Below are 22,283 nucleotides of genomic sequence, written 5' to 3'. Positions count from 1 at the left end.
AGCAGACTGCCGCCATGCAACTGGACATCTTCGAACATAGCCGCGAGGTGATGCTGCGAAATGATGCGGCCCATGCGCTCGAGCGGCGGGAGGCGCAGGCTGCCCGCGCAGCTTGTGAGCAGTTGGCCCGGGAAAACCCGCTGGACCCATCCCTGCCGGCGCTGCAGCTGCTGGCCGAGGTCATCGAATCGGGCGATCGGGGCGCCTTTGCCGACCATCAGGCCCTGCGCGCGGCGCGCGAGGCCATGCTCGAAAGCATCGTGCCAGCGGCTCTGCGAACATTTGGCGGCAGCGCCGCTGCCCGATGGCTCGGACCGCTATGGCAGGGCTTGGCGCAACGCGCAGCGCCGCTGCCCTTCAAGCCCGAACACGGTCTGGAGCATGCGGCGCCGCTGTGGCTGCACGCCGGCGATTGGAACGCCGCCGTCCAGGCGGTGACGGGCATCGCATCGTGGCGCAGGATCCCCATGCCGCTGTCCTGGATGGCCGAGGCGTCTTTGCAGCTGCATGGGCTGCAGTCCACCTGGCCGCTGCTTGCGGAGCTGTCCTGGCTGTCGCCCCACAGCTTTGCGCGGGTGGCCGACCGGTCGCCGGACCCGCAGCTGCCGCGGTGGCTGCTGAGGTTCGAGGTGGATTTCGACGATGCGGGCGATGAGGCCGACCTGGCCTGGTTGCCCGCCTGGCTGCTGACGCAGCAGCCCTCGCTGGCCAAGGACTTGGCAGCGGCACAGGCGTCGCGACACCGGCCGCCGGAGCAGGCCATGCGCCTGCTCGTGGAGCTGCTGGGTCTGGAGCGGCAAGGGCGCCACCATGACATCGTGGCCAGGCGCAAGGCACTGCGCGATCTGAGTCCGGCGCTGTACGGGGCGTACATCAAGACGCGGTGACGGCGGCCCCAAAAAGTGCGGCGCGAATTACCGCGCGAAAACTTCTTGCAAGGTGTTCAGCGCCGCGGCTAGTGTCTTCGCCGAGACCGAGCCCAACTTTTTCGACAAGCGCACCTTGTCGACTGTACGCAACTGGTCAAGCAGAATCAGTCCTTTGGTGCCGGCGTGGGTCACCGGGATCCGAAACGGTGCCGCAAAACCCTTGGACGTCATCGGCGCCACGATCACGGTGCGCAGGTGGTCGTTGAGCTCCGGCGGCGACACGACCACGCAGGGGCGGGCTTTCTTGATCTCGCTGCCGACAGTGGGGTCGAGATTGACCAGCCAGATGTCGCCGCGCCTCACCAGACCAGCTCCGCATCCCCCTCGTTGCCGAATTCGCCCATCAGCAATCCATCGCCTCCGGCCGCGGCCAGTGCTTGCGCGGCAGCCGCCCAGCCCGCCCGCACGGAACGGGTGGGCTTGCGCAGGATGATGGTGCCGTCTTCGACGGACATCTCGACGCCGGCCTCGATGTCCAGGCCGGCTTGGGCAAGAACGGGCTTGGGCAGAACGACGCCTTTGCTGTTCCCGATGTTTCTGATCGCTACGTGCATAGCCTTCAATGTAATAACAATGTTATGACTAGTATGATACCACCGCAGCGGCCACCCGGGATTCCTGGTATGGCTCTGTGCCGCGCAGTGTCAGGGATGTCGAAGGCCGGGTGATCGTGGTTGGGTACTCCGACAGGCGTCTCGCCGACGGTGCGCAGCACCTGTGCCGGGTTCTATATGGCAAACTTCCCGCCTTCGTTCAGTCAGGCGCAAGGGGCGCCCATTTCCAGCATGCAGAAAATCATCCAGCAGATTGCCAGCGAAATCAGGGTCGCGGTCCATCAGGTTCAGGCGGCGGTGGGCCTGCTCGATGGCGGGGCCACGGTGCCCTTCATTGCGCGCTACCGCAAGGAGGCGACCGGCGGGCTGGACGACGTGCAGCTGCGCGAGCTGGAATACCGGCTGGGCTATCTGCGCGAGCTGGAAGAGCGCCGCGAGGCCATTCTCAAGAGCATCGCCGAGCAGGGCAAGCTGAGCGATGCGCTGCGCGCGGCCATATCGGCGGCGCCGACCAAGCAGGAGCTGGAAGACCTGTACCTGCCCTACAAGCCCAAGCGCCGTACCAAGGGGCAGATCGCGCGTGAGGCCGGCTTAGAGCCGCTGGCCGACAAGCTGTTTGCTGATCCCACGCTGAACCCCGCCGCCGAGGCCGAGGCCTTCGTCAGGCCGGCGGGCTCGGTGGAAGGCGGTGATTTTTCCACCGTACCGGCGGTGCTCGATGGCGTGCGCGACATCCTTTCCGAGCGCTGGGCCGAGGACGCCGCGCTGGTGCAGTCGCTGCGCGAATGGCTGTGGGCCGAGGGCCTGCTGCGCAGCAAGCTGGCCGAGGGCAAGGACGAGAACCATGCCGACGTGGCCAAGTTCCGCGATTACTTCGCTTACGACGAACCGATTGGCCGTGTGCCCTCGCACCGTGCACTGGCCGTGTTCCGCGGCCGTGCGCAGGAGATCCTGGACGCCAAACTGGTGCTGCCCGAGCCGGAGGCGAGTTCCACTGCCAAGGCCGAGCCCGGCAAGCCCAGCCTGGCCGAGGGCAGGATAGCGCTGCACCTGGGCTGGAGCCACGCCGGCCGCCCGGCCGACGACCTGATCCGCAAGTGCGTGGCCTGGACCTGGCGCGTCAAGCTCAGCCTGTCCACCGAGCGCGATCTGTTCGCCCGCCTGCGCGAAGAGGCGGAGAAGGTGGCGATCAAGGTGTTCGCCGACAACCTGCGCGACCTGCTGCTGGCCGCGCCGGCCGGCCCGCGGACCGTGATGGGGCTGGACCCCGGCATCCGCACCGGCGTGAAGGTGGCGGTGGTCGATGCCACGGGCAAGCTGGTCGAGACCGCCACCGTGTACCCGCACGAGCCTCGGCGCGACTGGGATGGCTCTCTGCATACCCTGGGCAAGCTGTGCATGAAGCACGGGGTCAACCTGATCGCGATCGGCAACGGCACGGCCAGCCGCGAGACTGACAAGCTGGCGGCCGACCTGATCAAGCTGCTGGCCAAGGATGCGCCTGCGCCGATAGAGAAGGTGGTGGTCAGCGAGGCGGGGGCCTCGGTGTACTCGGCCAGCGAATACGCGAGCCAGGAAATGCCCGACGTGGACGTGAGCCTGCGCGGCGCGGCCAGCATCGCGCGGCGGCTGCAGGACCCGCTGGCCGAGCTCGTGAAGATCGATCCCAAGAGCATCGGCGTGGGCCAGTACCAGCACGACGTGAACCAGAGCGAGCTGGCACGCACGCTGGACGCGGTGGTGGAAGACTGTGTGAACTCGGTCGGTGTCGATCTCAATACCGCGAGCGCGCCGCTGCTGTCGCGCGTGTCGGGCCTGTCCGGCAGCGTGGCCAAGGCCGTGGTGCGCTGGCGCGAGGCGCATGGCGCCTTCAGGAACCGGCTGCAGCTGATGGAGGTGTCGGGCCTGGGCGCCAAGACCTTCGAGCAGAGCGCGGGCTTCCTGCGCATCCGCGGCGGGGACAACCCGCTGGACATGACCAGCGTGCACCCGGAGACCTACCCGGTGGTGGAGAAGATCTTGGCGCACACGGCCAGGCCGGTCGCCGAGCTCATGGGCCGGGCCGAGATGCTCAAGACGCTCAAGCCCGAGCTGTTCGCCAACGACAAGTTCGGCGTGATCACCGTCAAGGACATCCTGGGCGAGCTGGAAAAGCCCGGCCGCGACCCGCGCCCGGACTTCAAGGTGGCGCGCTTCAACGAGGGCGTGGAGGACATCAAGGACCTGCAGCCCGGCATGATCCTGGAGGGCACGGTGAGCAACGTGGCGGCCTTCGGCGCCTTCGTCGACCTCGGCGTGCACCAGGACGGCCTGGTCCACGTGAGCCAGCTGAGCCACAAGTTCGTCAACGACGCGCGCGAGGTGGTCAAGACCGGCGACATCGTCAAGGTCAAGGTCATGGAGGTGGACGTGGCGCGCAAGCGCATCGGCTTGAGCATGAAGCTGGGCGACGCGCCGCCGCGCCAAGGCGGCGACCGAGGGGGCCCGCGCGACAACCGCTTCGAGGGGGCAGGGCGGGGGCAGCGCCAGGCGCCGTCCGCCCCGCAGGCGACGGCCATGGCTTCGGCGTTTTCCAAGCTGCAGGGGCTGCGCAAGTAGAAGTCCATGGATCGCCACGGCCTTCGGCCTCGCGATGACGGGAGAACCGAAGAGGCGTCATGGCGTGAAGTTCGTCGGCACTCACAAGGAATACGACACAGTGGACGCAGAAACCGTTGAAATGGCCTGACCGGCCATGGAGGACAACATGGACATCCGCCCTATTCACACCGAAGCAGACTACAAGGCGACCCTCAAGGAGATTTCTGCCTTGATGGAATTCGACCCTGATCTGGGTACCGACGAGGGGGACCGTCTGGACATCCTGGCTACGCTCGTGCAAGCCTATGAAGCCAAGCACTTCCCTATTGCCGCTCCTGATCCGGTGGAGGCTATCCGATTCCGGATGGAGCAAAGTGGCCTGTCCGTGAAGGATCTGGAGCCGCTCATCGGCAAGAGCAACCGCGTCTACGAGATCCTGAGCCGCAAGCGCCCCTTGACGCTGGCCATGATCCGCAGATTGCATCGAAGCCTTGGCATTCCAGCCGAAGCCCTGATTGCCGAGTCTGTTGCCGGGTGCTGATCGGGAACCCCACGCCGGGCATTGACCATCCTCGATGGATCGCCGCAGCCTTTCAGGCCTCGCGATGACGGGAGAACCGAAGAGGCGTCATGGCGAGGGCCGAAGGCCCGTGGCCATCCACTGCCGCCTCAGGGCCCAAGCCAGGCGTTGATCTCCTCGATGGTGCCCGTTTTCTCACCCCCCGCCAGCGCCTGCAGCCGGATGCGCGACACGAGGTAGAGGTAGCGCGCCTGGGCCAGGTCGCGCTGGGTTTCCACGCGGTGCTGCTCGGCGTTGAGCACGTCTACCAGGGTGCGGCTGCCGGCCTGCAGTGAGCGGCGGTTGGACAGCACCAGTTGCTCGGCCGAGCGCACGGCCTGCTCCAGGGCACGGATGCGCAGCACGCCCTCGGTCACGCCGCGGAACTCCTTGTGCACGCGCAGGCCCAGCTCGCGGCGCAGGGCCTCGAGGGCCTCCTCGGCCTGCTCCTGCTCGGCCAGCGCCTGGCGCACCGTGGAGTCCACATATCCGCCCGCATAGATCGGCACCCTCAGCACCAGGCCCAGGGCCTTGTTCGTGTAGCGCGAGCTCGGGCTGGTCAAGTTGTCGCGGTCGCTCTTGCTCCACTGGAGCACGGCGTCCAGCGTGGGGTAGTGGCCGGCCTGGGCCGCAGCCACCTCGTGCCGGGCCGCCTCGATGCGGGCCTTGAGCGCGTGGATTTCCGGGCTGCCCTGCTCGGCGCGCGCTGTCCAGTCCTCGATGCGGTTCGGGTCTGGCGGCTGTAGCTGCAGGCGGACCACGTCCAGCGGCGCCAGGCGATCGAGGGGCTGGTTGACAAGCAGCTGCAATTGGCGCCGGGTGTAGTCCTGGTGCTGGCGCGCCTCGAGCTCCTGCGCCAAGGCCATGTCCAGGCGCGCCTGGGCCTCGTCGATGTCGGTGCGGGTGCCGGAGCCGCCGGCCAGCGCTTTCTGAGCGGCGTCCAGCTGAGTCGTGTAGCTGGCCTTCTGGCTCAGCACCAGAGCCAGTTGGTCGTCGGCGAGCAGCGCCTCGAAATAGGCCGTGCCGACCTTGACGCCCAGCTGCTGCAGGTCGCGCTCGAGCACGGCTTCCGCGTCGTCCACCTTGGCCTGGGCCTGGTCGATCAGGGCATGCTGCTGCGGACGGTACAGCGGCTGGCGCAGCGTCAGCGCGTAGTTGCTGCTCAAGTAGTCCAGGGAGCTCGACACCTCCCGCCCGGTGGGCTGGCCAAAGATGGAGAGTTGAGGCTCGGTGCGGTCCAGCCAGTTCTTGCTGCGAGTCAGGTTGGCCGAGATGTTGGGCCGCAACTGGGCCTGGGCCTGGGGCAGTTGCTCGCGGCCGGCTTTGGCCGCCGCGCGCGAGGCGCGGATGTTGGCGTCCTGCGCAAGCGCGGCCTCGTAGGCCTGCATCAGGTCCAGGGACCAGGCCGGTGCGGCGAACAGCGCCAGCGCCAGAGCCAAGGCCGAGCGCCGCAGCGCGAGGCCGCGCATGCATGTCCAACGGTTCGCCGCTGCCATGGCTCATTCCTCCTTCATGGACGCCGCCAGGCGCTTGGTCAGCGGGTGCAGCAGGTAGGTCAACAGGGAGCGCTCGCCGGTCTTGATGATCACCTCGACCGGCATGCCGGGCTGCATCTGGCGCCGGCCCAGGGCCTTCAGGCCTTCGGGCGTCACGCTCACGCGCGCCAGGTAATAGGCCACCTCCGGGTTCTGCGGATCGGTCAGCAGGTCAGCCGAGATGGACTCCACCTTGCCCTGCACCACCAGCTGGGGCGAGTGGGCGAAGGCCGAGAAGCGCACGTCGGCCGGCAGCCCCGCCTGCACCTTGTCGATCAGGTGCGGGGCCACGCGCGCCTCGAGCAGCAAGGGTTCGTTCCCGGGCACCACGTCCATCAGCTTCTGGCCGGCCTGGATCACGCCGCCCACGGTCTGCACGGCCAGGCCGACCACCTGGCCAGCGGCGGGGGATCGGATCTCGGTGCGCTCCAGGTCCGATCTCACGGCGACGAATTTCTCGGCGTCCGCAAGCACCTCGCGCGTGACGTCGGCCAGCTGTGTCTCCACCTCCTTGCGGTACTCCTGGCGGCGGGCAATCGCGCGCTGGCGCATCTCGGCGATGGCCTGGCGTCCCCGCGCACTGTTGCCCAGCAGCTCGGCGACGGCCGAGTTGGACTCGGCCACCATGCGCTCGAGCTCGAGCTGGCGGTTGCGCGGGGCGTAGCCCTCGCGGACCAGGCCGCGCGTGTGGGCCAGTTCGTCGTTGAGCAGCATCAGCTGCTCGCGCCGGTTGGCCAGCATGCCGTCGTAGGCCTGCAGCAGGGCCTGCTGGCCCTGGATGCTTTCCTCTATGGCCTGCAGGTCGGCGCGCAGCGCCGAGCGGCGTGAGAGGAACAGCTGCTCCTGCATGACCATCTGCTGGCGGATCAGCGGGTCGGCCGCGGCGGCCTGCAGGTCCGGGTGGTAGCTGATCTTGGCCAGCCCTGCTTGCTCGGCCAGCAGCCGCCCCTCCATGGCGCGCAGGCCCAGGTAGCGCTGGCGCACCGATTCGAAATTGGCGCGCGCCACGGCCTCGTCGAGCTTCACGAGAACCTGCCCCTCCTTGACGGCCTGCCCCTCGCGCACCAGCACCTCCTTGACGATGCCGCCGCTCAGGTGCTGCACCGCCTTGCGCTTGGTGTCTATGGACACCAGGCCCTGGCTGGGCACGCCCTCGTCCAGCGGCGCCAGCGCGGCCCACAGCACGAAGCCGCCGAAGCCCAGGGCCAGGGCCCACAGGCCGATGCGTGTGGCGCGGCCCGAGTCCGTCGCAGCCGGCGGTTCGGCGCCGCCATCCAGCCGCACCAGCTTGCTCGGGGAGGGCGTGTCTTGCGCTTGCGGTGATGCCTTGCTTGCCATGGTTGCCTCGCTTACATCTCTAGGGCAGGGGAGGCCGGCTGGCCCGGCGCCGGCGGATGCGGGCCGGGCGCAGTCTGCACCGTCAGCGGCCGCGCCGGCCGCGCCATGGCCCTGATGGTCTCTGGGGTTCCGTCGGCCACCAGCCGGCCCTCGTGCAGCAGCAAGAGGCGGTCGGGCTTGAGGAGCGGCCGGTGGGCGATCACGAACACCGTCCGGCCCTTGGCCTTGAGCTCCTGCAAGGCCTTCTGCAGGGCCGCCTCGCCGGCATCGTCGAGGTTGGCGTTGGGCTCGTCGAGCACCACGAGCGCGGGCTCGCCATAGAGCGCGCGTGCCAGGGCGACGCGCTGGCGCAGGCCGCCGGACAGAAGGTTGCCGGCCTCGCCGACCGGCGTGTCGTAGCCCTTGGGAAAGCGCAGGATCATCTCGTGCAGCCCCGCGCTGCGCGCGGCGGCGATGACCTTGGCCGAGTCCAGCTCGCCGAAGCGTGCGATGTTCTCGCCTATCGTGCCCTCCATGAGCTCGATGTCCTGCGGCAGGTAGCCCAGATGCGGGCCCAGGGTGGTGCGGTCCCACTCCGTCACAGGCCGGCCGTCGAGCAGCACCTCGCCCGTGACATCGGGCCAGATGCCCAGCATGACGCGCGCCAGGGTGGACTTGCCCGAGCCCGAGGGGCCCATCACCATGGTCAGCGTGCCGGGCTCCGCGGCGAAGCTCAGGCCGTCGAGGATGGGCTTGGCGCGACCGGCGGCGCTGGCGACCACGTCGCGCAGGGTGAGCGCGCCCGTCGGTTCCTGAAGGCTGGGCTCGAACCCGCGCTCGGGGTGGGCGGCCAGCAGCGCCTCGAGGCGCTGGTAGGCCGCATGCGCGCCGGCGAAGCCGCGCCAGGAGCCCACCAGCAGGTCGATGGGGGCCAGGGCGCGCAGGGTCAGCACGTTGGCCGCGATCATGCCGCCGGGCGACAACTGGCCGTCGATCACGAGCAGGGCCCCCGCGCCAAGCACCAGGGACTGCTGGCTGTAGCGCAGCAGCTTGCTCCAGGCCACGAGGCGGTGGGTCAGGCCCTGGGCCCGGGCCTGGCGCGCCAGGTAGGCCGCGTGCCGGGCCTGCCAGCGCTGCCGCAGGTGGCCGACCATGCCCATGGACTCGAGCAGCTCGGCGTTGCGCAGCTTGCTCTGCAGGAAGGACTGGGCCTCGCTCAGGGCCTGGGCGGCCGCTTCGTTGGGGGCGAGGCTGTGCCGTTGCCCGAACCAGGCCAGCGCCGCCTGGATCACCATGAAGCCCAGGGCCAGCAGACCCAGCCAGGGGTGGAGGAAGAACAGCACGGCGAGGTAGATCGGCGTCCAGGGCGCGTCGAAGAAGGCGAACACCCCGTGGCCGGTCAGGAACTGGCGTATCTCGGTCATGTCGCGCAGGGCGCGCGCGGGGTTGCCGCCGGCCTGGCTGAGGCTGGCCTCGAAGCTGGCGCCGAACACCCGCGTGCCCAGCTGCTGGTCCAGCCGCATGCCGGTGCGCACGAGCAGCCGCGAGCGCGACCATTCGGCAAAGGCCAGCACCGCGATCAGGAACAGCGTGACCAGCGAGACGGCCAGCAGCGTCAGCTCGCTGCGGCTCACCAGCACGCGGTCGTAGACCTGCAGCAGGTAGATCGTGGGCGCGAGCAGCAGCAGGTTGCTGACCATGCTGAACACGCCCACCACCAGGAACTCGCGCCGGAAGGCCCAGAGCGTGGTGCCCAGTTCGCTACGGGCGGTGAAATCAGCTGGCTTCATGGCGGCTTCCCCTGACAGATGCGCCTCAGGAGGGCGCCAACTCCGAAGCCGAAGCCGCAGCCTCTGCGGGCCGGCCGGGCTGCGGCAGTTTCTGTGTCTGCTGCACCGCCTTGGCCAGGCCGGCCAGTACCTCGTCGCGCGGCCCGAACAGCTGCTGGGTGCCGTCGCGCAGCACCAGCATCTTGTCTGCCACGCCGAGTACGCTGGTGCGCTGGGTCACAACCACGAAGCTCGTGCCCTGGGCCTTGCGGCGCTCGATGGCATGGGCCAGGGCGGCGTCGCCGGCCTCGTCCAGGCTGGCGTTGGGCTCGTCGAGCACCACGAACACGGGCTCGCCGTAGAGCGCACGGGCCAGGGCCACGCGCTGGCGCTGGCCGCCGGACAGGATGGCGCCCTCGCGGCCGACCGGGCTGTCGTAGCCCTGGGGCAGGGCCATGATGAAGTCGTGCAGCTCCACGGCGCGTGCCGCGGCCTCGACCTTAGCCATGTCCACCTCGCCGAAGCGCGCGATGTTCTCGGCCAGGGTGCCGTCGAGCAGGGCGACCTCCTGTGGCAGGTAGCCCATGTAGGGGCCCAGTTCGGCCTTGTTCCAGCTGAACACATCGGCCCCGTCCAGCCGCACCTTGCCGGAAGCCGCAGGCCACACGCCCACCAGCAGGCGCGCCAGCGTGGTCTTGCCCGAGGCCGAGGGTCCCACCACGGCCAGCACCTCGCCCGGACGCAGCGCGAAATGCAGGCCCTTCAGAATCGGCGTGGTGCTGCCGGGGGCGCCGGCCACCAGGTTCTCCACGCTCAACTGGCCGCGCGGCGGGGGCAGGGGCATGGTTTCCGGCCGTGGCGGCAGCTGGGCCAGCAGGGGCTCGAGCCGCGCCCAGGCGTCGCGGGCGTTCACCACGACGCGCCACTGCGAGACGATCTGCACCAGGGGCGCGAGCAGCCGCCCCCCCAGCACGGAGGCCACGATGATCATGCCGCCGCCACCGGGCAGGTCGGCACGCAGCAGCAGCCAAGCCCCCAGGCCCAGCAGCACCGAGCCCATCATGAGCTGCAGCATGCGGGACAGCGCCTGGTAGCCGCCCGCGGCGTCGGAGGCCTGGGCCTGTTGCGCCAGCGACTCCTGGTGTTTGTCCATCCAGCGGCTGTGGATGTCGCGCAGCATGCCCATGGACTCGATCACCTGCGCGTTGCGCAGCGAACCATCCGCATATTGCTGCGCTGCGATGGCGCTGCGGTTGGCGGCCGTCAGCGGCGGCTGGGTGCTGCGCTCGGTCATCCAGGCCAGCAGGGTCTGCACGATGGCTCCGGCCAGGGCGGCCCAACCCAGCACCGCGTCCATGGCGAACAGCAGCACCATCAGCACCAGCGCTGCGGGCGACTCCAGCAGGGCCAGCAGCACCGGGGCGTACAGGAATTCACGCAGCGTACGGAAATCGCTCATGGGCTGGGCCGAGCTGCCCGGCACGCGCTTGAGGCTGGCTTCGAAGATCGCATCGAAAATGCGCGCACTCAGCCGCTGGTCCAGGCGCAAGCTGGCCTCGCGCATGACCTCGGCACGGGCCCAGTCCAGCACGCCCATGACCAGTAGCGCGGCCAGGACCAGCAGGGTCAGCATGGCCAGCGTCATGGCGCTGCGGCTGTCGAGCACCCGCCCGTAGACCTCCAGCATGTAGAGCGTGGGCATCAGCAGCAGCAGGCTGCTGCCCAGGCTGAACCAGGTCGCCCGGACCAGTTGGGGCCGCAGCGCAAGCACGGCGTCGCGCAATTCAGAAACGGGTTTTCGTGAGCTCACGCGACCTCCTTGACCTCAAGGTCGTTGGTCTTCTTGGCGCCCGCATATTCTTGCCTCACTCCTCTGTCAAGCAAGTCCATCAGAAGCAGACGGAATTCGAAAGTTATAACTGAGCTTGGGGCGAAACACCAGCGGCGTGGCGTCGAGCCTGGATAGGCCGGAACTCCCAGACCGCCTGGGAGTATCGGTCGATGCGCAATTCGGTTCCTGTCCTAGATTTCAACAGATACCAACAGCAGGCCATGCTCGCATGCGGGCGCCCAGCCTTTTTTCGAGGAGGAAATCATGTCCAACCGTCCATCCAAGCCAGGTCCGGCGAGTGAGTGGCCCGGCTTTCCTTCCGCTGCCGCTGCCAACCCCTTGGCGGATATTGCCCCCCTGGTGGCGCTGGCGACGAATCTGGCCGTGCCCGACAGCCACGCCGCCCCCGACGACATCGATGCACTGATCGCCATGGCAGCAAGCCTGGCGCCGCCCGACACGCCGGTCGGTGAGGGTGGAGGCGGTGGAGGCGGCGCCTCCGCCTTGGACGCCATCACCAGCAATGGCGTGCAGCTCGGAGCCGGTGCCCAGCACGCGCTGGCGTCCGCCGCGCAAGCCAATGCCGCGGCTGGCTTGGAGATGACGTTGCAGGCCGATGATGAGGTTTTCCTGATCACGGTCGGCATCGGCCATGCGATTGACGCAGTGCTTTAGCGCACAGCCCATTTCGCTACGCCACAACGACAGCGGCCGCCCAAAGGCGGCCGCGGTTGAGAGACCTGTGCCGGCGCTGGCACAAGGACTCGATAAAGCTCAGGGCTTGGTGATCACGATCTGGCTGACCGTGTTCTGGCTGGCGTCGTAAGTCAGGTAGGTGCCCGAGACGCTGTTGCCACTGAACGTGGTTGACGAACCCATGTTGTTCTTGATCGCCGCGCTGCTGAGCGTGCAGCTGCCGGTGCTGCCGGTCACGCAGCTGGCCGAGCCGCCGGGGGAGAAGCTGCCGCCGACCGAGGCGTTGGCGACCGTGGCGCCGGTGTTGACGTCGCGGACGGTGACAACGGCGGAGGCCTTCCAGTTACCCCCGTTCTTGGTGGCGCTGCCGGACATGGACTTGAAGGCCACGGTCTTGGTGGTCGGCAGCGGAGTGCCTGACCCCGAACCCAGGAGCGAGTAGAGCAGCAGGTTCGGTGAACCGGGGCCGATGGAGCTCGCCATCAATCGACCCGCTGTGGCACTGGATGTCACCTGTGTTGCGACCGCCGCAGGCGTGGCGCCCGGGTTGGCGGTCAGCGCCAAGGCCGCGACTCCGGCCACATGCGGCGAGGCCATCGACGTTCCGCTGATGGTGTTGGTGGCGGTGGCGCTGGTATTCCATGCCGAGGTGATGACGCCACCGGGCGCAAAAATATCCACGCACGGACCCAGGTTGGAAAAAGACGCACGTGCGTCAATGCTGGTCGAAGCGCCCACGGTGATGGCGCTGGGCTCGCGGGCCGGAGAACTGAGGCAGGCGTCAACACCATTGTTGCCGGCCGCCACCACCACGGTCACGCCCTTGGACACGGCACCCGCCACGGCGGCGTCAACCGCTGTGGAGGCACCACCGCCGAGCGACATGTTCGCCACCGCAGGGCGCAGCGTGCTGTTGGCCACCCAGTCGACGCCGGCGATCACGCCGCTCCAGGAGCCGGAGCCGTTGCAGTCGAGCACACGCACCGGAATCAGCGAAACGCCCTTGGCCACGCCCCAGGTCGTGCCGCCCAGCGTGCCGGCCACATGGGTGCCATGGCCGTTGCAGTCGTTCGTGCCATTGGCGTCCGCGATGGCGCTGAAGCCTGGTTTCAGGCGGCCCGAGAACTCCGCATGGTCGGCGCGGATGCCGGTGTCGATGACGAAGGCGTTCACGCCCGCGCCGGTGCTCTTGAACTGGTACTGGGTGTCCAGCGGCCGGTCTGCCTGGTCGATGCGGTCCAGGCCCCAGGTGGCCTGGTTCTGCGGCGAGCTCACCTGCTTCAACGCGACGGTCTGGTCCTGCTCGACGTAGTCCACGTTGGGATTGTTTCGAATGGCTTGCAGCGCAGCCTCAGGAAGGCTGGCGGCGAAGCCCTTGATGGCACGGGAGTAAACGTGGTGCAGCTGCCCGCCGCGGCCCTGCATCAGGCTCGCAGCCTCGGCAGCCGGGTTGGCCACGCTGGCCTTGAAAACCACGATGTAACGGCCTGTAATCGGCCGCGAAGCAGCATAGGGGTGGCTGGCAGCAGAGCCGGCGGAGGCTTGCGCAAAAGCGAAAGGCGCAAAAAGGGCCAAGGCCGCCGGAGCGACCGCCGCCAGCAGGCGGCAAAAAGAGGGGAATTTCATGAAGAGTCGGGGCTGGGCCCGTACTTTTTGGTTACGAACCCTGCGATTTTCAGGGAGAACCCTGAGGCTCTCAAAGCGAAATTACAGCCGCTCACGGCTGTAATGCTTTGGTTACCATTCTTGGCTTCTTTTCGAAATTTTGGCCAAAGGGAACCCAGGCCTGCCAAAGCGCAGGTCGTACGCGAACGCGCTGCGGTCCCGGAAGCCGCGCAGGCACAAGCCCGGCCGCGCAGGCCGGCGCTTGGTCCAGCAGAAGCTGGCCAGTCAGGTCTCCGATGGAGTGATCTGGCGCACAGGAATCCGGCTCGAGCCGATGAAGGGGTTCGTGCAAACCCCGGTGATTCCAAATCTCGGCCGAGCAGCGGGATCTTCGTTCCCGTTCGTGCTATGGCCGATGTGCGCGGCGTCCCTCGCCTCCTAGCCCGCTAGTCTAACAACAAGCAGCCGCAGGCCCGGGTAAACCACTAGTTTTTTTGTTTCTTCTTGTTTGCGGAAGGCCGCCGGGTGCGGACCCCTCATGCATTTCATGCAGGCCAAACCTCCTAGACCACCTGGGAGGTTCGGCCGATGCGGATTCCTGGGCAATTCGTAGATTTAAAAAGGAAGTAGCAAGCCAAGCGGCCAGGCTTCTGTGGTCGCTACTTTTTCGGGGAGTCGATCATGTCCACCTTGATCATTGACGAGACATCGGGTCTACAGAACCAAAGCACAGGCGAAACCGCCAATAACGATATCGGCACTGCCAGCGATGCGACGGGTCTGACCACGCTGCTCAACCTGGTTCCTGAATTCGACGCCGTTCTGGCCAGTGAGCTTGCCACCATTGGCAGCGCCGGGGTGCAGGTGGCTCTGAGCGGCGCGACGAGCGCGTCGTCAACCGGCACCAATGTATTCACCTTCAGTGCGGGCGTTCTCGACGTGGGCTTCACCCTCGTCGGGGGCAATGGGGTGAACAGCGGCCTTGAAACCCTGGACGGCACGGACATCTTCTTGTACGTCTCCACCTTCGACAACAACGTCTTGGTCGGCCGCAAGGGCGGGCCGACCGGGGACGTTGTCTTTGCCGCCTACCTGGACACGCAAACCGTGGCGGTCGGCGATGCGGGCGCCACGGGCGCCAAGGTGTGGCTGGTGCAATACGAGCCGCTCAAGCATCCGGTCGCGGGCGAGACGGCTGCAGCCTACGACGACGCGGTTTCGCCGCTCGACGTCATTCGTGTCACCGTCAGCCTGCTAACCCAGTTCTCCCTGGAAGGCGCGCCCTCCGGCCAGAACCTGTTCCTGATGTACGGCCAGGCGGGTGACGGCATCGCAAGCAATGGCACAGGTGATGACGCAGTGGCGCTGGTCGTCACTGCCAAGAATGCGGCCAGCGGCGGCACCGTCAACACCGGCCAGGGTGGCGGCGGCACCACCATCGGCTCCAACAACCAGATGATCGACCCGGGCGAGGGCATGGTCTTTACCTTCGTGACCGACGCCAAATCGGACTTCACCGTTCCCAACCTGTCGCAGACCGAGGCGGACGTCGAGGGCAACATCCAGTTTGTCGGTGTGAAATCCTCGGACACCGCCAGCTTCAAGGTGGTTCAAACCCAGCCGTCCAGCAAGTCGTGCACAGTGACGATCACAGCCTTCACGACGGACGCAGAGCCAGGCGCGGGACAGTTCATCAGCGGCTACGGCGACGACACACTGGTCCCGATCACGTCAGTGGTGGTGACAGATGCCAATGGGGATCCGGTAAGCGGCGTGACCATTAGTATTACCGGTGGTGTTGCCACCCTCGTCGGCGTCAAGTCCGGCTACACCATCGAGTACACCGCCGTCGGCCACAACCGTGTGCAAATCGACAACACCGGCACGGCCAATACCAAGACCGGCGCCGACTTCGATATCGGCGATTTCAGCATCCCCCTGCCCGCCACCCAGACGCTGAACTTTGAAGCCCTGGTGTTCGAGGACGATGGCCCGGCCCTGGCGGCCGCCGTTGTGACCAGTGAGGTCGACGAAGACGGCCTGCCCGGCGGCAACCCCGGTGGCACAGGCGACCTGAATGCCGCCGATAACATCAATGACGACGGCGCCCCCGAACACACGACCAGCGGCAACATTTCCGGGCTGTTCCTGGGAGGCGCGGACGGCTTGGCCAGCTTTGGCTTGTCGAGCGACCCGCTGGACATTGCCGGGCTGCCGCAGGGGCTAACCTCCAAGGGCGACGCCGTGACCTACGCCGTGGTGGGCAACAAGCTGACGGCGAGCGCCGGAGGCCGCGAGGTCTTCACGCTGGAAATCACCAACACCGTCAGCGGCGCCTACCTCTTCACACTGAAGGATCAGCTCGACCATCCGGTCGTCAGCACCGAAGATGACATTCAGCTCCAGCTCGGCGCCATCCTGCAAGCGACGGACGGCGACGGGGACAAGGCCACGGCCACGGCCGACCAGTTCGTGATCACCGTGGACGACGACAGCCCCGACCCGCTGAACCCGGGCGACATCACGGTCCACAACGCGGCCGGTGCCAGCGCGAGTGCGGCGCTGGGCTACATCGGCAACGTCGGCGCGGATGAGGAAGGCACGGTCAAGTTCGTCGGTGGCGCCGATGGCGACATCCTCAAGGGCATCCTGCAGGATGGCACACCGGCGCTCGAAGATCTGCTGTTCGGCGGCCTGCCGATCCGGGTCTATGGCTTCGGCACCGACACGTTGACCGCGACGACCAACATTGCCGACCCGGCCGCCACGGTCTTCGTGATGACGCTGAACCCCGATGGCAGCGTCGTGGCGAACGACCTCTACGACATCACGATGCTCAAGACCATCGCCAACTCGCAGGACGTGGACTTCGGCAGCTTCACCGCCCATGTGGCTTCGGGCAACCCGCTCACCCTGGTGGTCAACGACATCGGCGGCACGACTGTGGACGCCCTGTTCAGCGGCTGGGTCGATACCGGCGACAACGTCACAACGACACCGCCTTCGTCGAGCGCCCAGACCACGGTCAACGTCAGCCAGGCCGGCGTGGGCGTAGGCACGGGGCAGGACTTCAACTTCGAGCCGCAGACCGCAAGCGCGACAGACGACCTGACCGACCGCATCCGCATCGAGTTCCTGGAGGACGACGGCGACGGCGTGCTGGAAGCCGGCGAGGCCTTCACGGTCAACCGGTTCACCTTGGTGATGAACCAGAACAACTCGCCGGCCGACGACGGCGATGCGTTGGTGCGCGTCTACGATGCAAGCGGAGCCGAACTGCAGATCACCGGGATACTGATCAACGGAAATGTCCTGGTCGGCCCCGGCGGCGCGCCCGTGGCCAGCAACGATGGCGGCACGGTGACCGCGGTGAGCAGTGGCCTGGGCTATGAGCTGCATGGCCTGGGCGGCGGCACGGCCGGCAGCAGCGCCGACAACGACACCGTGACCATCATCACGGCCAGCGGCTACACGCGCATCGACATCAGCGGCATAGGCAACGACAACAACAAGGACACCTTTGACATCCTGCTCAAGAGCATCGCGGTGCCGGTGTCGTACGACATCAACTTCTCCGTACAGGCCCAACTGACCGATGAGGACGGGGACAGCAGCGCAGCGGCCAGCCTGGACGTGACGCTGGATGCCGATGGGGTGTTCGTAACCACGGTGGGAACCAGCAGTCTGATCGATGCTGCGTTGTAGCTCCTATCCACCGGACTTGTCACTTCCCAACGACCGCGGCCGCCCAAAGGCGGCCGCGGTCTCGAGAGATCAGCGCCGGTGCTGGCGCTGTCGAAGGGTGTGAAGCTCAGGGCTTGCTGATCACGATCTGGCTGACCGAGTTCTGGCTCGGGTCGTAGTTGATGTACGTGCCCGAGACGCTGTTACCGCTCAAGGTGGTGCTCGAGGCCACGTTGTTCTTGATCGCCGCGCTGCTCAGCGTGCAGCTGCCGTTGCTGCCGGTCACGCAGCTGTTCGTGCCACCCGGCGAGAAGCTGCCGTCCACGGTGGCGTTGGGAACCAGTGCGCCGGTGTTCACGTCACGCACCGTCACCACAGCAGAAGCCTTCCAGTTGCCGCCGTTCTTGGTTGCGCTGCCGGACATTGACTTGAACGCCACCGTCTTGGCGGTTGGCTGCGGCACGCTACCTGGGGAACCCAGCAGGGAGTAAACCAGCAAGTTGGGTGAGCCGGTTCGAATGGTGCTCTCGATCAATCGGTTGGCCGTGGCATTGGACGTCACCAGCGTCGCTACCGCAGCGGGTGTGGCGGTCGGGTTGGCGGCCAGCGCAAGCGCAGCAACCCCGGCCACATGCGGTGAGGCCATCGACGTTCCGCTGATGGTGTTGGTGGCGGTTGCGCTAGTGTTCCATGCCGACGTGATGCCGCCACCCGGCGCGAAGATATCCAAGCAGCTGCCCCAGTTCGAGAACGACGTACGGGAGTCCAGATCGTTGGTGGCGCCCACTGTGATGGCGCTGGGCTCGCGCGCCGGCGACACTGTGCAAGCGTCGGCATTGCTATTGCCGGCCGCCACCACCACCGTGACGCCCTTGGCCACGGCGCCCGCTACGGCCGCATCCACCGCGGAGGAGGCGCCACCGCCCAAGGACATGTTGGCCACGGCGGGGCGCAGCGTGCTGTTGGCAACGAAGTCAATGCCGGCAATCACGCCGCTCCAGGCACCCGAACCCGCGCAGTCGAGCACCCGCACCGGGATCAGCGAAACCCCCTTGGCCACGCCCCAGGTCGTGCCGCCTACCGTGCCCGCCACGTGGGTGCCATGGCCGTTGCAGTCGTTGGTGCCGTTGGTGTCGGCAATGGCGTTGAAGCCCGGCTTCAGCCGACCCGAGAACTCCACATGGTCGGTGCGGATGCCCGTGTCGAGCACAAAGGCGTTCACGCCTGCGCCGGTGCTCTTGAACTGGTACTGGGTGTCCAGCGGCCGGTCTGCCTGGTCGATGCGGTCCAGGCCCCAGGTGGCCTGGTTCTGCGGCGAGCTCACCTGCTTGAGCGAGACGGTTTGGTCCTGCTCGACATAGCTCACGTTCGGATTGTTTCGGATGGCCTGCAGCGCGGCGTCGGGCAGGGTGGCGGCAAAGCCCTTGATCGCACGCGAGTAGACATGGTGTAGCTGGCCGCCGCGGCCCTGCATCAGGCCTGCAGCCTCAGCGGCTGGGTTGGCCACGCTGGCCTTGAAGACCACGATGTAACGACCCGTAATGGGGCGCGAAGCCGCATAAGAATGGGTGGCAGCAGAGCCGCCGGAGGGTTGCGCAAAAGCGAAAGGCACAAAAAAGGCCAGGGCCGCCGGAGCGACCGCCGCCAGCAGGCGGCAAAAAGAGGGGAATTTCATGAGAGTCGGGCCTGGGCCCGTGCTTTTTCGGTTACGAATGCCCTAAATTTTCCGGGAGAACCCTAGGCTCCTCCAAGCGAAGTTACTCGGGCTCACATTAGTAATGCTTTAGTTACTAAGTTTGGCGTCTTGCCGAAATATCGGACAAGAATTGCCAGAACCTGCCAAAGCGCAGGCCCTTAAGTGGACGCATCGCGGCGCCGGAAGCCGTGCAGGCGCCAGCCCGGCCGTGCAGGCCGCTGCTTGGCCCAGCAAGCGCTGGCCCGTCAGGTCTTCAATGGAGTGATGTGGCGCACAGGAACCCGGCTCGAGCCGATGAGGGGGTTTGTCCCAACCCCGGTGATTCCAATCCCCGGCCGAGCAGCGGGGTTCTTCGTCCCCGTTCGTGCTGCGGCCGGATAAGCCGAAGCTCCCAGATCATCCGGGCGCTTCGGTCGATGTGCGCGGTATCCCCCGCCTCCTAGCCCGCTAGTCTAACAACCAGCGGCCGCAGGCCCGGGTAAACCACTAGTTTTTTTGTTTCTTCTTGTTCAAGGAAGCCGGCAAGGGGGTTTGCCGGCGCGATCGAGACAGCCCCATAGGCCACAACTCCCGCCCAGCCTGGGAGCATCGGCCGATGCGCAATCTCTCTCGGCCTCTAGACTGATTTCTAGTAGCAGGGCGCGGAGTAGTCAGCTTTGACTGCTGCGCCCGCTTGGGAGTACATCATGGCGTCGACTGTCATTGATATGGCTGTCGCCAGGCAGGTCCGTCGAGATGCGTGGGAGGGGGTCGACAGCGGCCTCACCGCGGCCGACGGCAGGAAGGTCTATCTCTACCCCTACAGGGGCGTGGATCTGCTCGGCATGGGCAAGGTCCGTATTGTCTTTGGCCGCAAGGCCGATGCCAAAGGAAACCCGGATGCCACGGGCGCCGTCGTCTTCGCCGCTTGCGTCCGGGACGAGGATTCTCCCCGGCGCCGCCCCGGGTCGGGCGGTCGGTGTGCCGTGTGAGCCCAGACCGGATCAACAACTTCTTTATCGGGAGGCACGTTCCCCAGAACCTCTCCTCATCTGCAAAGCCGCTGCAGCTGAGGCCATCGCCGAGAAAGGCGTTGGGCAGGAGGTGGGGTAGGCGTGATCGCTCAGTTCCTGCGGCAGGCGCCACCCCTGGCCTGGAAACGGGGGCGCCGCAGGCTCCCTGCCCGGCTCTGCTGGGCAGGGAGTTCTCGTTACTGCATCAGGCGCTGCAGCGTCACTTCGTCTCTAGTCACTGGTTTGAACTAGGCCAAACCTCCTAGGCCGCCTGGGAGCATCGGCCGATGCGCATTGGCCGCCGATTTCTAGATTTAAGAAAGTAGCAGTAAGCCGCACGCGGCCAGGCTTTCATGGCCGGTACTTTCCAGGAGTAAATCATGGCCTTCACTATCACGGGAACACTGATCGTCGATGAGACATCGGGTACGCAGAATTCGACCGCCGGCGGCGGTGACCTCACAGGTAACGACGTTGCGGATGGTCTCGGCTTCATAAGTAGCGGAGTCACCGCATTCGACACGCTTTTGGCTGCCGTGGTGACCCAGGATCTGACCGGAGTCAATGTCACCGTAGCCGTGAGCGGCGGAACTTCCTCTGACCCTGATGGCAGTCCCATGCTCAGCGGATTCGGGGCCGATGTCATCGATCTGGCTTTCACCAACTCCACGGGTGGCGCGCTGTCTGGCGTCGAGGCCTTGTCGGCGCCTGGCGTTTCGCTGCGGACGGTCGACGGCAGCAAGATCTACCTTTACAGCTACTCGGTCATCGCCGCCGCCCGTGGCCTGGCGGCCGACCTGCCCGGCGTGGACGAAAACAACGTCGTTTTCGGCCTCAAGGCCGATCCCATCACCGGCTTGGCCGATCCGGACGGCGCCGTCGTTTTCGCCGCCTACCTGCAGGCCACGGACGCTCTCGGTGCCGTTCAAGCCACAGACGCAGGCGCCGTGGGATCCAAGGTCTGGCTGGTGGAGTACGAGGAAATCAAGCACCCGACCACCGACCCCGACGAAGGCTTGAACCTGTACAACCTCTACGTTTCGGTCAGCAATCGCGTCGACTTCTCCCTCGAAGGCGCACCATCGGGCCAGAACCTGTTCCTGATGTACGCCGATGGCACGCCGGCGGCCGGCGAGGCGGCCATCGTCGTCACCGGCAAGGACCCGATCAACCAGTCCAGCGACTCCAGCGGCATCACCAGCGGCGACACCGTCAACACCGGCCAGGGCGGCGGCGGCACGACCATAGGCACGAACAACCAGATGATCGATCCCCTGGAGGGCATGTACTTCAGCTTCGTGACGCTGTCGGCTGACAGCCTTCCGCTGACCGTTCCGAACCTGGACCAGAACGAAGCGGACGTTGAAGCCAACATCAAGTTCGCCTCGTATTTGGGCGCGAACGAAGCCATCTTCACGGTGGTCCAGTTGCAGCCGCCCAAGGCGGCAACGATGAAGCTCAGCGCGTTCAACGTCACGGATACGACTGAGACTGGCATAGGGTATATCGACGGGCTCAACGATGGCGATGACGCGGCGGTCAACATCACCGAGGTCAAGATCAGTTGGTCCATCAAGGCGCAGGGTAAGACCTTTACTGGCAGCCACGTCTTTACAGGCACCGGCCTTGTCACGTTCACGGACCCGGATACCGGCATTACTCGGAGCGTGGATTTCACGGGGGACACTGTGACCATAACTGGCGTGGTGGCCAACGACGAAATCAACTACAAGACCGCCACCGATCACAACCGGGTGCTGATCGAAAACATCGGGAACACCAACGACGCCAACCTCAACGCCGCCTTCGACATCGGCGGCTTCAGCCTAATCAGGTCCAGCGTCACCCCCAACCAGTTCGCGGCGCTGACGTTCCAGGACGACGGCCCATCGATCTCGACCACCGGCACCGAGCCCACGGCGACGGTCGACGAGACGGTGCTGGCGACCAACGCGACGGCGGACTTCTCGGTGAACTTCACCTCGGCCTTCGGCGCCGACGGCGCCGGCACGCTGGCCTATGCCCTGGGCATCAGCTCTGTGGGAGCGGTTTCCGGGCTGACCGACACGGCGACCAACAACGGCGTGTTCCTGTTCCTCGAAGGCGGGGTGGTGGTCGGGCGCGAGGGGACTGACGCGACCGACGCCGCGACCGGCGACATCGTGTTCACGGCAAGCGTCAACAGCACGACCGGCGTGGTCACGCTCGACCAGCAGCGCGCGATCGTGCACCCGGTCGCAGGCAGCACGGCCGCGGACCATGACGACAACAAGACGCTGGCGGCGGACACGCTGATCACGCTCACGGCGACCAAGACCGACGGGGACGGCGACACGGCGTCGGCGACGCTGAACATCGCCCAGAACCTCAACTTCGAGGACGACGGCCCGTCGATCTCGACCACCGGGACCGAGCCCACGGCAACGGTCGACGAGACGGTGCTGGCGACCAACGCGACGGCGGACTTCTCGGTGAACTTCACCTCGGCCTTCGGCGCCGACGGCGCCGGCACGCTGGCCTATGCCCTGGGCATCAG

At 66.6% G+C, this 22,283-nt stretch carries 15 protein-coding genes; 7 read left to right on the top strand and 8 right to left on the bottom strand.

What is annotated here, in order from left to right; genetic code table 11:
* The first annotated feature begins 14 nt into the window (after positions 1-14).
* Positions 15-887 carry a hypothetical protein gene (locus tag FFS10_RS23585; RefSeq protein ID WP_249931356.1) on the top strand — a complete coding sequence of 291 codons (873 nt, stop codon included), beginning with the start codon at positions 15-17 and terminating at the stop codon, positions 885-887.
* Positions 888-914: 27 nt separating this feature from the next.
* Here the strand turns inward: FFS10_RS23585 and FFS10_RS19125 are convergent, their stop codons facing one another.
* Both FFS10_RS19125 and FFS10_RS19120 read right to left on the bottom strand, forming a co-directional pair.
* Positions 915-1,235, bottom strand: a complete 321-nt coding sequence (locus FFS10_RS19125) for a type II toxin-antitoxin system PemK/MazF family toxin (protein ID WP_137896149.1) — start codon at positions 1,233-1,235, stop codon at positions 915-917.
* Positions 1,229-1,483, bottom strand: a complete 255-nt coding sequence (locus FFS10_RS19120) for an AbrB/MazE/SpoVT family DNA-binding domain-containing protein (RefSeq protein ID WP_137896147.1) — start codon at positions 1,481-1,483, stop codon at positions 1,229-1,231. Before FFS10_RS19120 ends, FFS10_RS19125 begins: the two co-directional genes overlap by 7 nt.
* Before the next feature lie 231 nt (positions 1,484-1,714).
* Between FFS10_RS19120 and FFS10_RS19115 the strand changes: the two genes are divergently transcribed.
* Both FFS10_RS19115 and FFS10_RS19105 read left to right on the top strand, forming a co-directional pair.
* Positions 1,715-4,081 (top strand): Tex family protein, encoded by a 2,367-nt coding sequence (locus FFS10_RS19115; RefSeq protein ID WP_137896145.1) that lies wholly within the window; start codon positions 1,715-1,717, stop codon positions 4,079-4,081.
* A 148-nt stretch (positions 4,082-4,229) separates the two neighbouring features.
* Positions 4,230-4,604 (top strand): helix-turn-helix domain-containing protein, encoded by a 375-nt coding sequence (locus FFS10_RS19105; protein WP_171016181.1) that lies wholly within the window; start codon positions 4,230-4,232, stop codon positions 4,602-4,604.
* Positions 4,605-4,732: 128 nt separating this feature from the next.
* Here FFS10_RS19105 and FFS10_RS19100 read toward each other — a convergent pair whose 3' ends face one another.
* From FFS10_RS19100 to FFS10_RS19085, 4 genes are read right to left on the bottom strand one after another with little or no spacing between them, the layout of a single operon-like run.
* A complete protein-coding gene (locus FFS10_RS19100; RefSeq protein WP_137896134.1) occupies positions 4,733-6,118 on the bottom strand; it encodes a TolC family outer membrane protein in 1,386 nt (461 codons plus the stop codon).
* 3 nt (positions 6,119-6,121) lie between these two features.
* A complete protein-coding gene (locus FFS10_RS19095; RefSeq protein WP_137896132.1) occupies positions 6,122-7,495 on the bottom strand; it encodes an HlyD family type I secretion periplasmic adaptor subunit in 1,374 nt (457 codons plus the stop codon).
* An 11-nt stretch (positions 7,496-7,506) separates the two neighbouring features.
* A complete protein-coding gene (locus tag FFS10_RS19090) occupies positions 7,507-9,264 on the bottom strand; it encodes a type I secretion system permease/ATPase (RefSeq protein ID WP_137896130.1) in 1,758 nt (585 codons plus the stop codon).
* A gap of 25 nt (positions 9,265-9,289) precedes the next feature.
* Positions 9,290-11,053 carry a type I secretion system permease/ATPase gene (locus FFS10_RS19085; protein WP_137896128.1) on the bottom strand — a complete coding sequence of 588 codons (1,764 nt, stop codon included), beginning with the start codon at positions 11,051-11,053 and terminating at the stop codon, positions 9,290-9,292.
* Positions 11,054-11,338: 285 nt separating this feature from the next.
* Between FFS10_RS19085 and FFS10_RS19080 the strand changes: the two genes are divergently transcribed.
* Complete coding sequence (locus FFS10_RS19080; protein WP_137896126.1) at positions 11,339-11,749, top strand: hypothetical protein; 411 nt, start codon at positions 11,339-11,341, stop codon at positions 11,747-11,749.
* A gap of 99 nt (positions 11,750-11,848) precedes the next feature.
* Here FFS10_RS19080 and FFS10_RS19075 read toward each other — a convergent pair whose 3' ends face one another.
* Positions 11,849-13,246 carry a S8 family peptidase gene (locus FFS10_RS19075; protein WP_212744155.1) on the bottom strand — a complete coding sequence of 466 codons (1,398 nt, stop codon included), beginning with the start codon at positions 13,244-13,246 and terminating at the stop codon, positions 11,849-11,851.
* An 810-nt stretch (positions 13,247-14,056) separates the two neighbouring features.
* Between FFS10_RS19075 and FFS10_RS19070 the strand changes: the two genes are divergently transcribed.
* Entirely contained in the window at positions 14,057-17,080 is a 3,024-nt protein-coding gene (locus tag FFS10_RS19070; RefSeq protein WP_137896124.1) for a T1SS-143 repeat domain-containing protein, read from the top strand.
* 106 nt (positions 17,081-17,186) lie between these two features.
* Here the strand turns inward: FFS10_RS19070 and FFS10_RS19065 are convergent, their stop codons facing one another.
* Positions 17,187-18,734 carry a S8 family peptidase gene (locus FFS10_RS19065; protein WP_137896122.1) on the bottom strand — a complete coding sequence of 516 codons (1,548 nt, stop codon included), beginning with the start codon at positions 18,732-18,734 and terminating at the stop codon, positions 17,187-17,189.
* 707 nt (positions 18,735-19,441) lie between these two features.
* On the opposite strand from FFS10_RS19065, the gene FFS10_RS19060 reads away from it, so the two are divergent.
* Complete coding sequence (locus FFS10_RS19060; protein ID WP_137896120.1) at positions 19,442-19,726, top strand: hypothetical protein; 285 nt, start codon at positions 19,442-19,444, stop codon at positions 19,724-19,726.
* Positions 19,727-20,127: 401 nt separating this feature from the next.
* Positions 20,128-22,283, top strand: a 2,156-nt coding sequence (locus FFS10_RS19055; protein ID WP_137896118.1) for a DUF5801 repeats-in-toxin domain-containing protein, incomplete at its 3' end; no start/stop codon positions are given.

Source organism: Ramlibacter sp. 2FC (assembly GCF_005503345.1).
In the GTDB taxonomy this organism is placed as follows: Bacteria; Pseudomonadota; Gammaproteobacteria; order Burkholderiales; family Burkholderiaceae_C; genus SCMQ01.
The sequence above is the reverse complement of the archived record's forward strand: the minus strand, read 5'-3'. Positions and strand labels throughout refer to the sequence as shown.

Bases quoted from the DNA above. Each gene is read 5' to 3' on its own strand.
- FFS10_RS23585 (WP_249931356.1), top strand. From the start codon at position 15: ATGCAACTGGACATCTTCGAACATAGCCGCGAGGTGATGCTGCGAAAT.
- FFS10_RS19120 (WP_137896147.1), bottom strand. From the start codon at position 1,483: ATGCACGTAGCGATCAGAAACATCGGGAACAGCAAAGGCGTCGTTCTG.
- FFS10_RS19115 (WP_137896145.1), top strand. From the start codon at position 1,715: ATGCAGAAAATCATCCAGCAGATTGCCAGCGAAATCAGGGTCGCGGTC.
- FFS10_RS19105 (WP_171016181.1), top strand. From the start codon at position 4,230: ATGGACATCCGCCCTATTCACACCGAAGCAGACTACAAGGCGACCCTC.
- FFS10_RS19100 (WP_137896134.1), bottom strand. From the start codon at position 6,118: ATGGCAGCGGCGAACCGTTGGACATGCATGCGCGGCCTCGCGCTGCGG.
- FFS10_RS19095 (WP_137896132.1), bottom strand. From the start codon at position 7,495: ATGGCAAGCAAGGCATCACCGCAAGCGCAAGACACGCCCTCCCCGAGC.
- FFS10_RS19090 (WP_137896130.1), bottom strand. From the start codon at position 9,264: ATGAAGCCAGCTGATTTCACCGCCCGTAGCGAACTGGGCACCACGCTC.
- FFS10_RS19080 (WP_137896126.1), top strand. From the start codon at position 11,339: ATGTCCAACCGTCCATCCAAGCCAGGTCCGGCGAGTGAGTGGCCCGGC.
- FFS10_RS19070 (WP_137896124.1), top strand. From the start codon at position 14,057: ATGTCCACCTTGATCATTGACGAGACATCGGGTCTACAGAACCAAAGC.
- FFS10_RS19065 (WP_137896122.1), bottom strand. From the start codon at position 18,734: ATGAAATTCCCCTCTTTTTGCCGCCTGCTGGCGGCGGTCGCTCCGGCG.
- FFS10_RS19060 (WP_137896120.1), top strand. From the start codon at position 19,442: ATGGCGTCGACTGTCATTGATATGGCTGTCGCCAGGCAGGTCCGTCGA.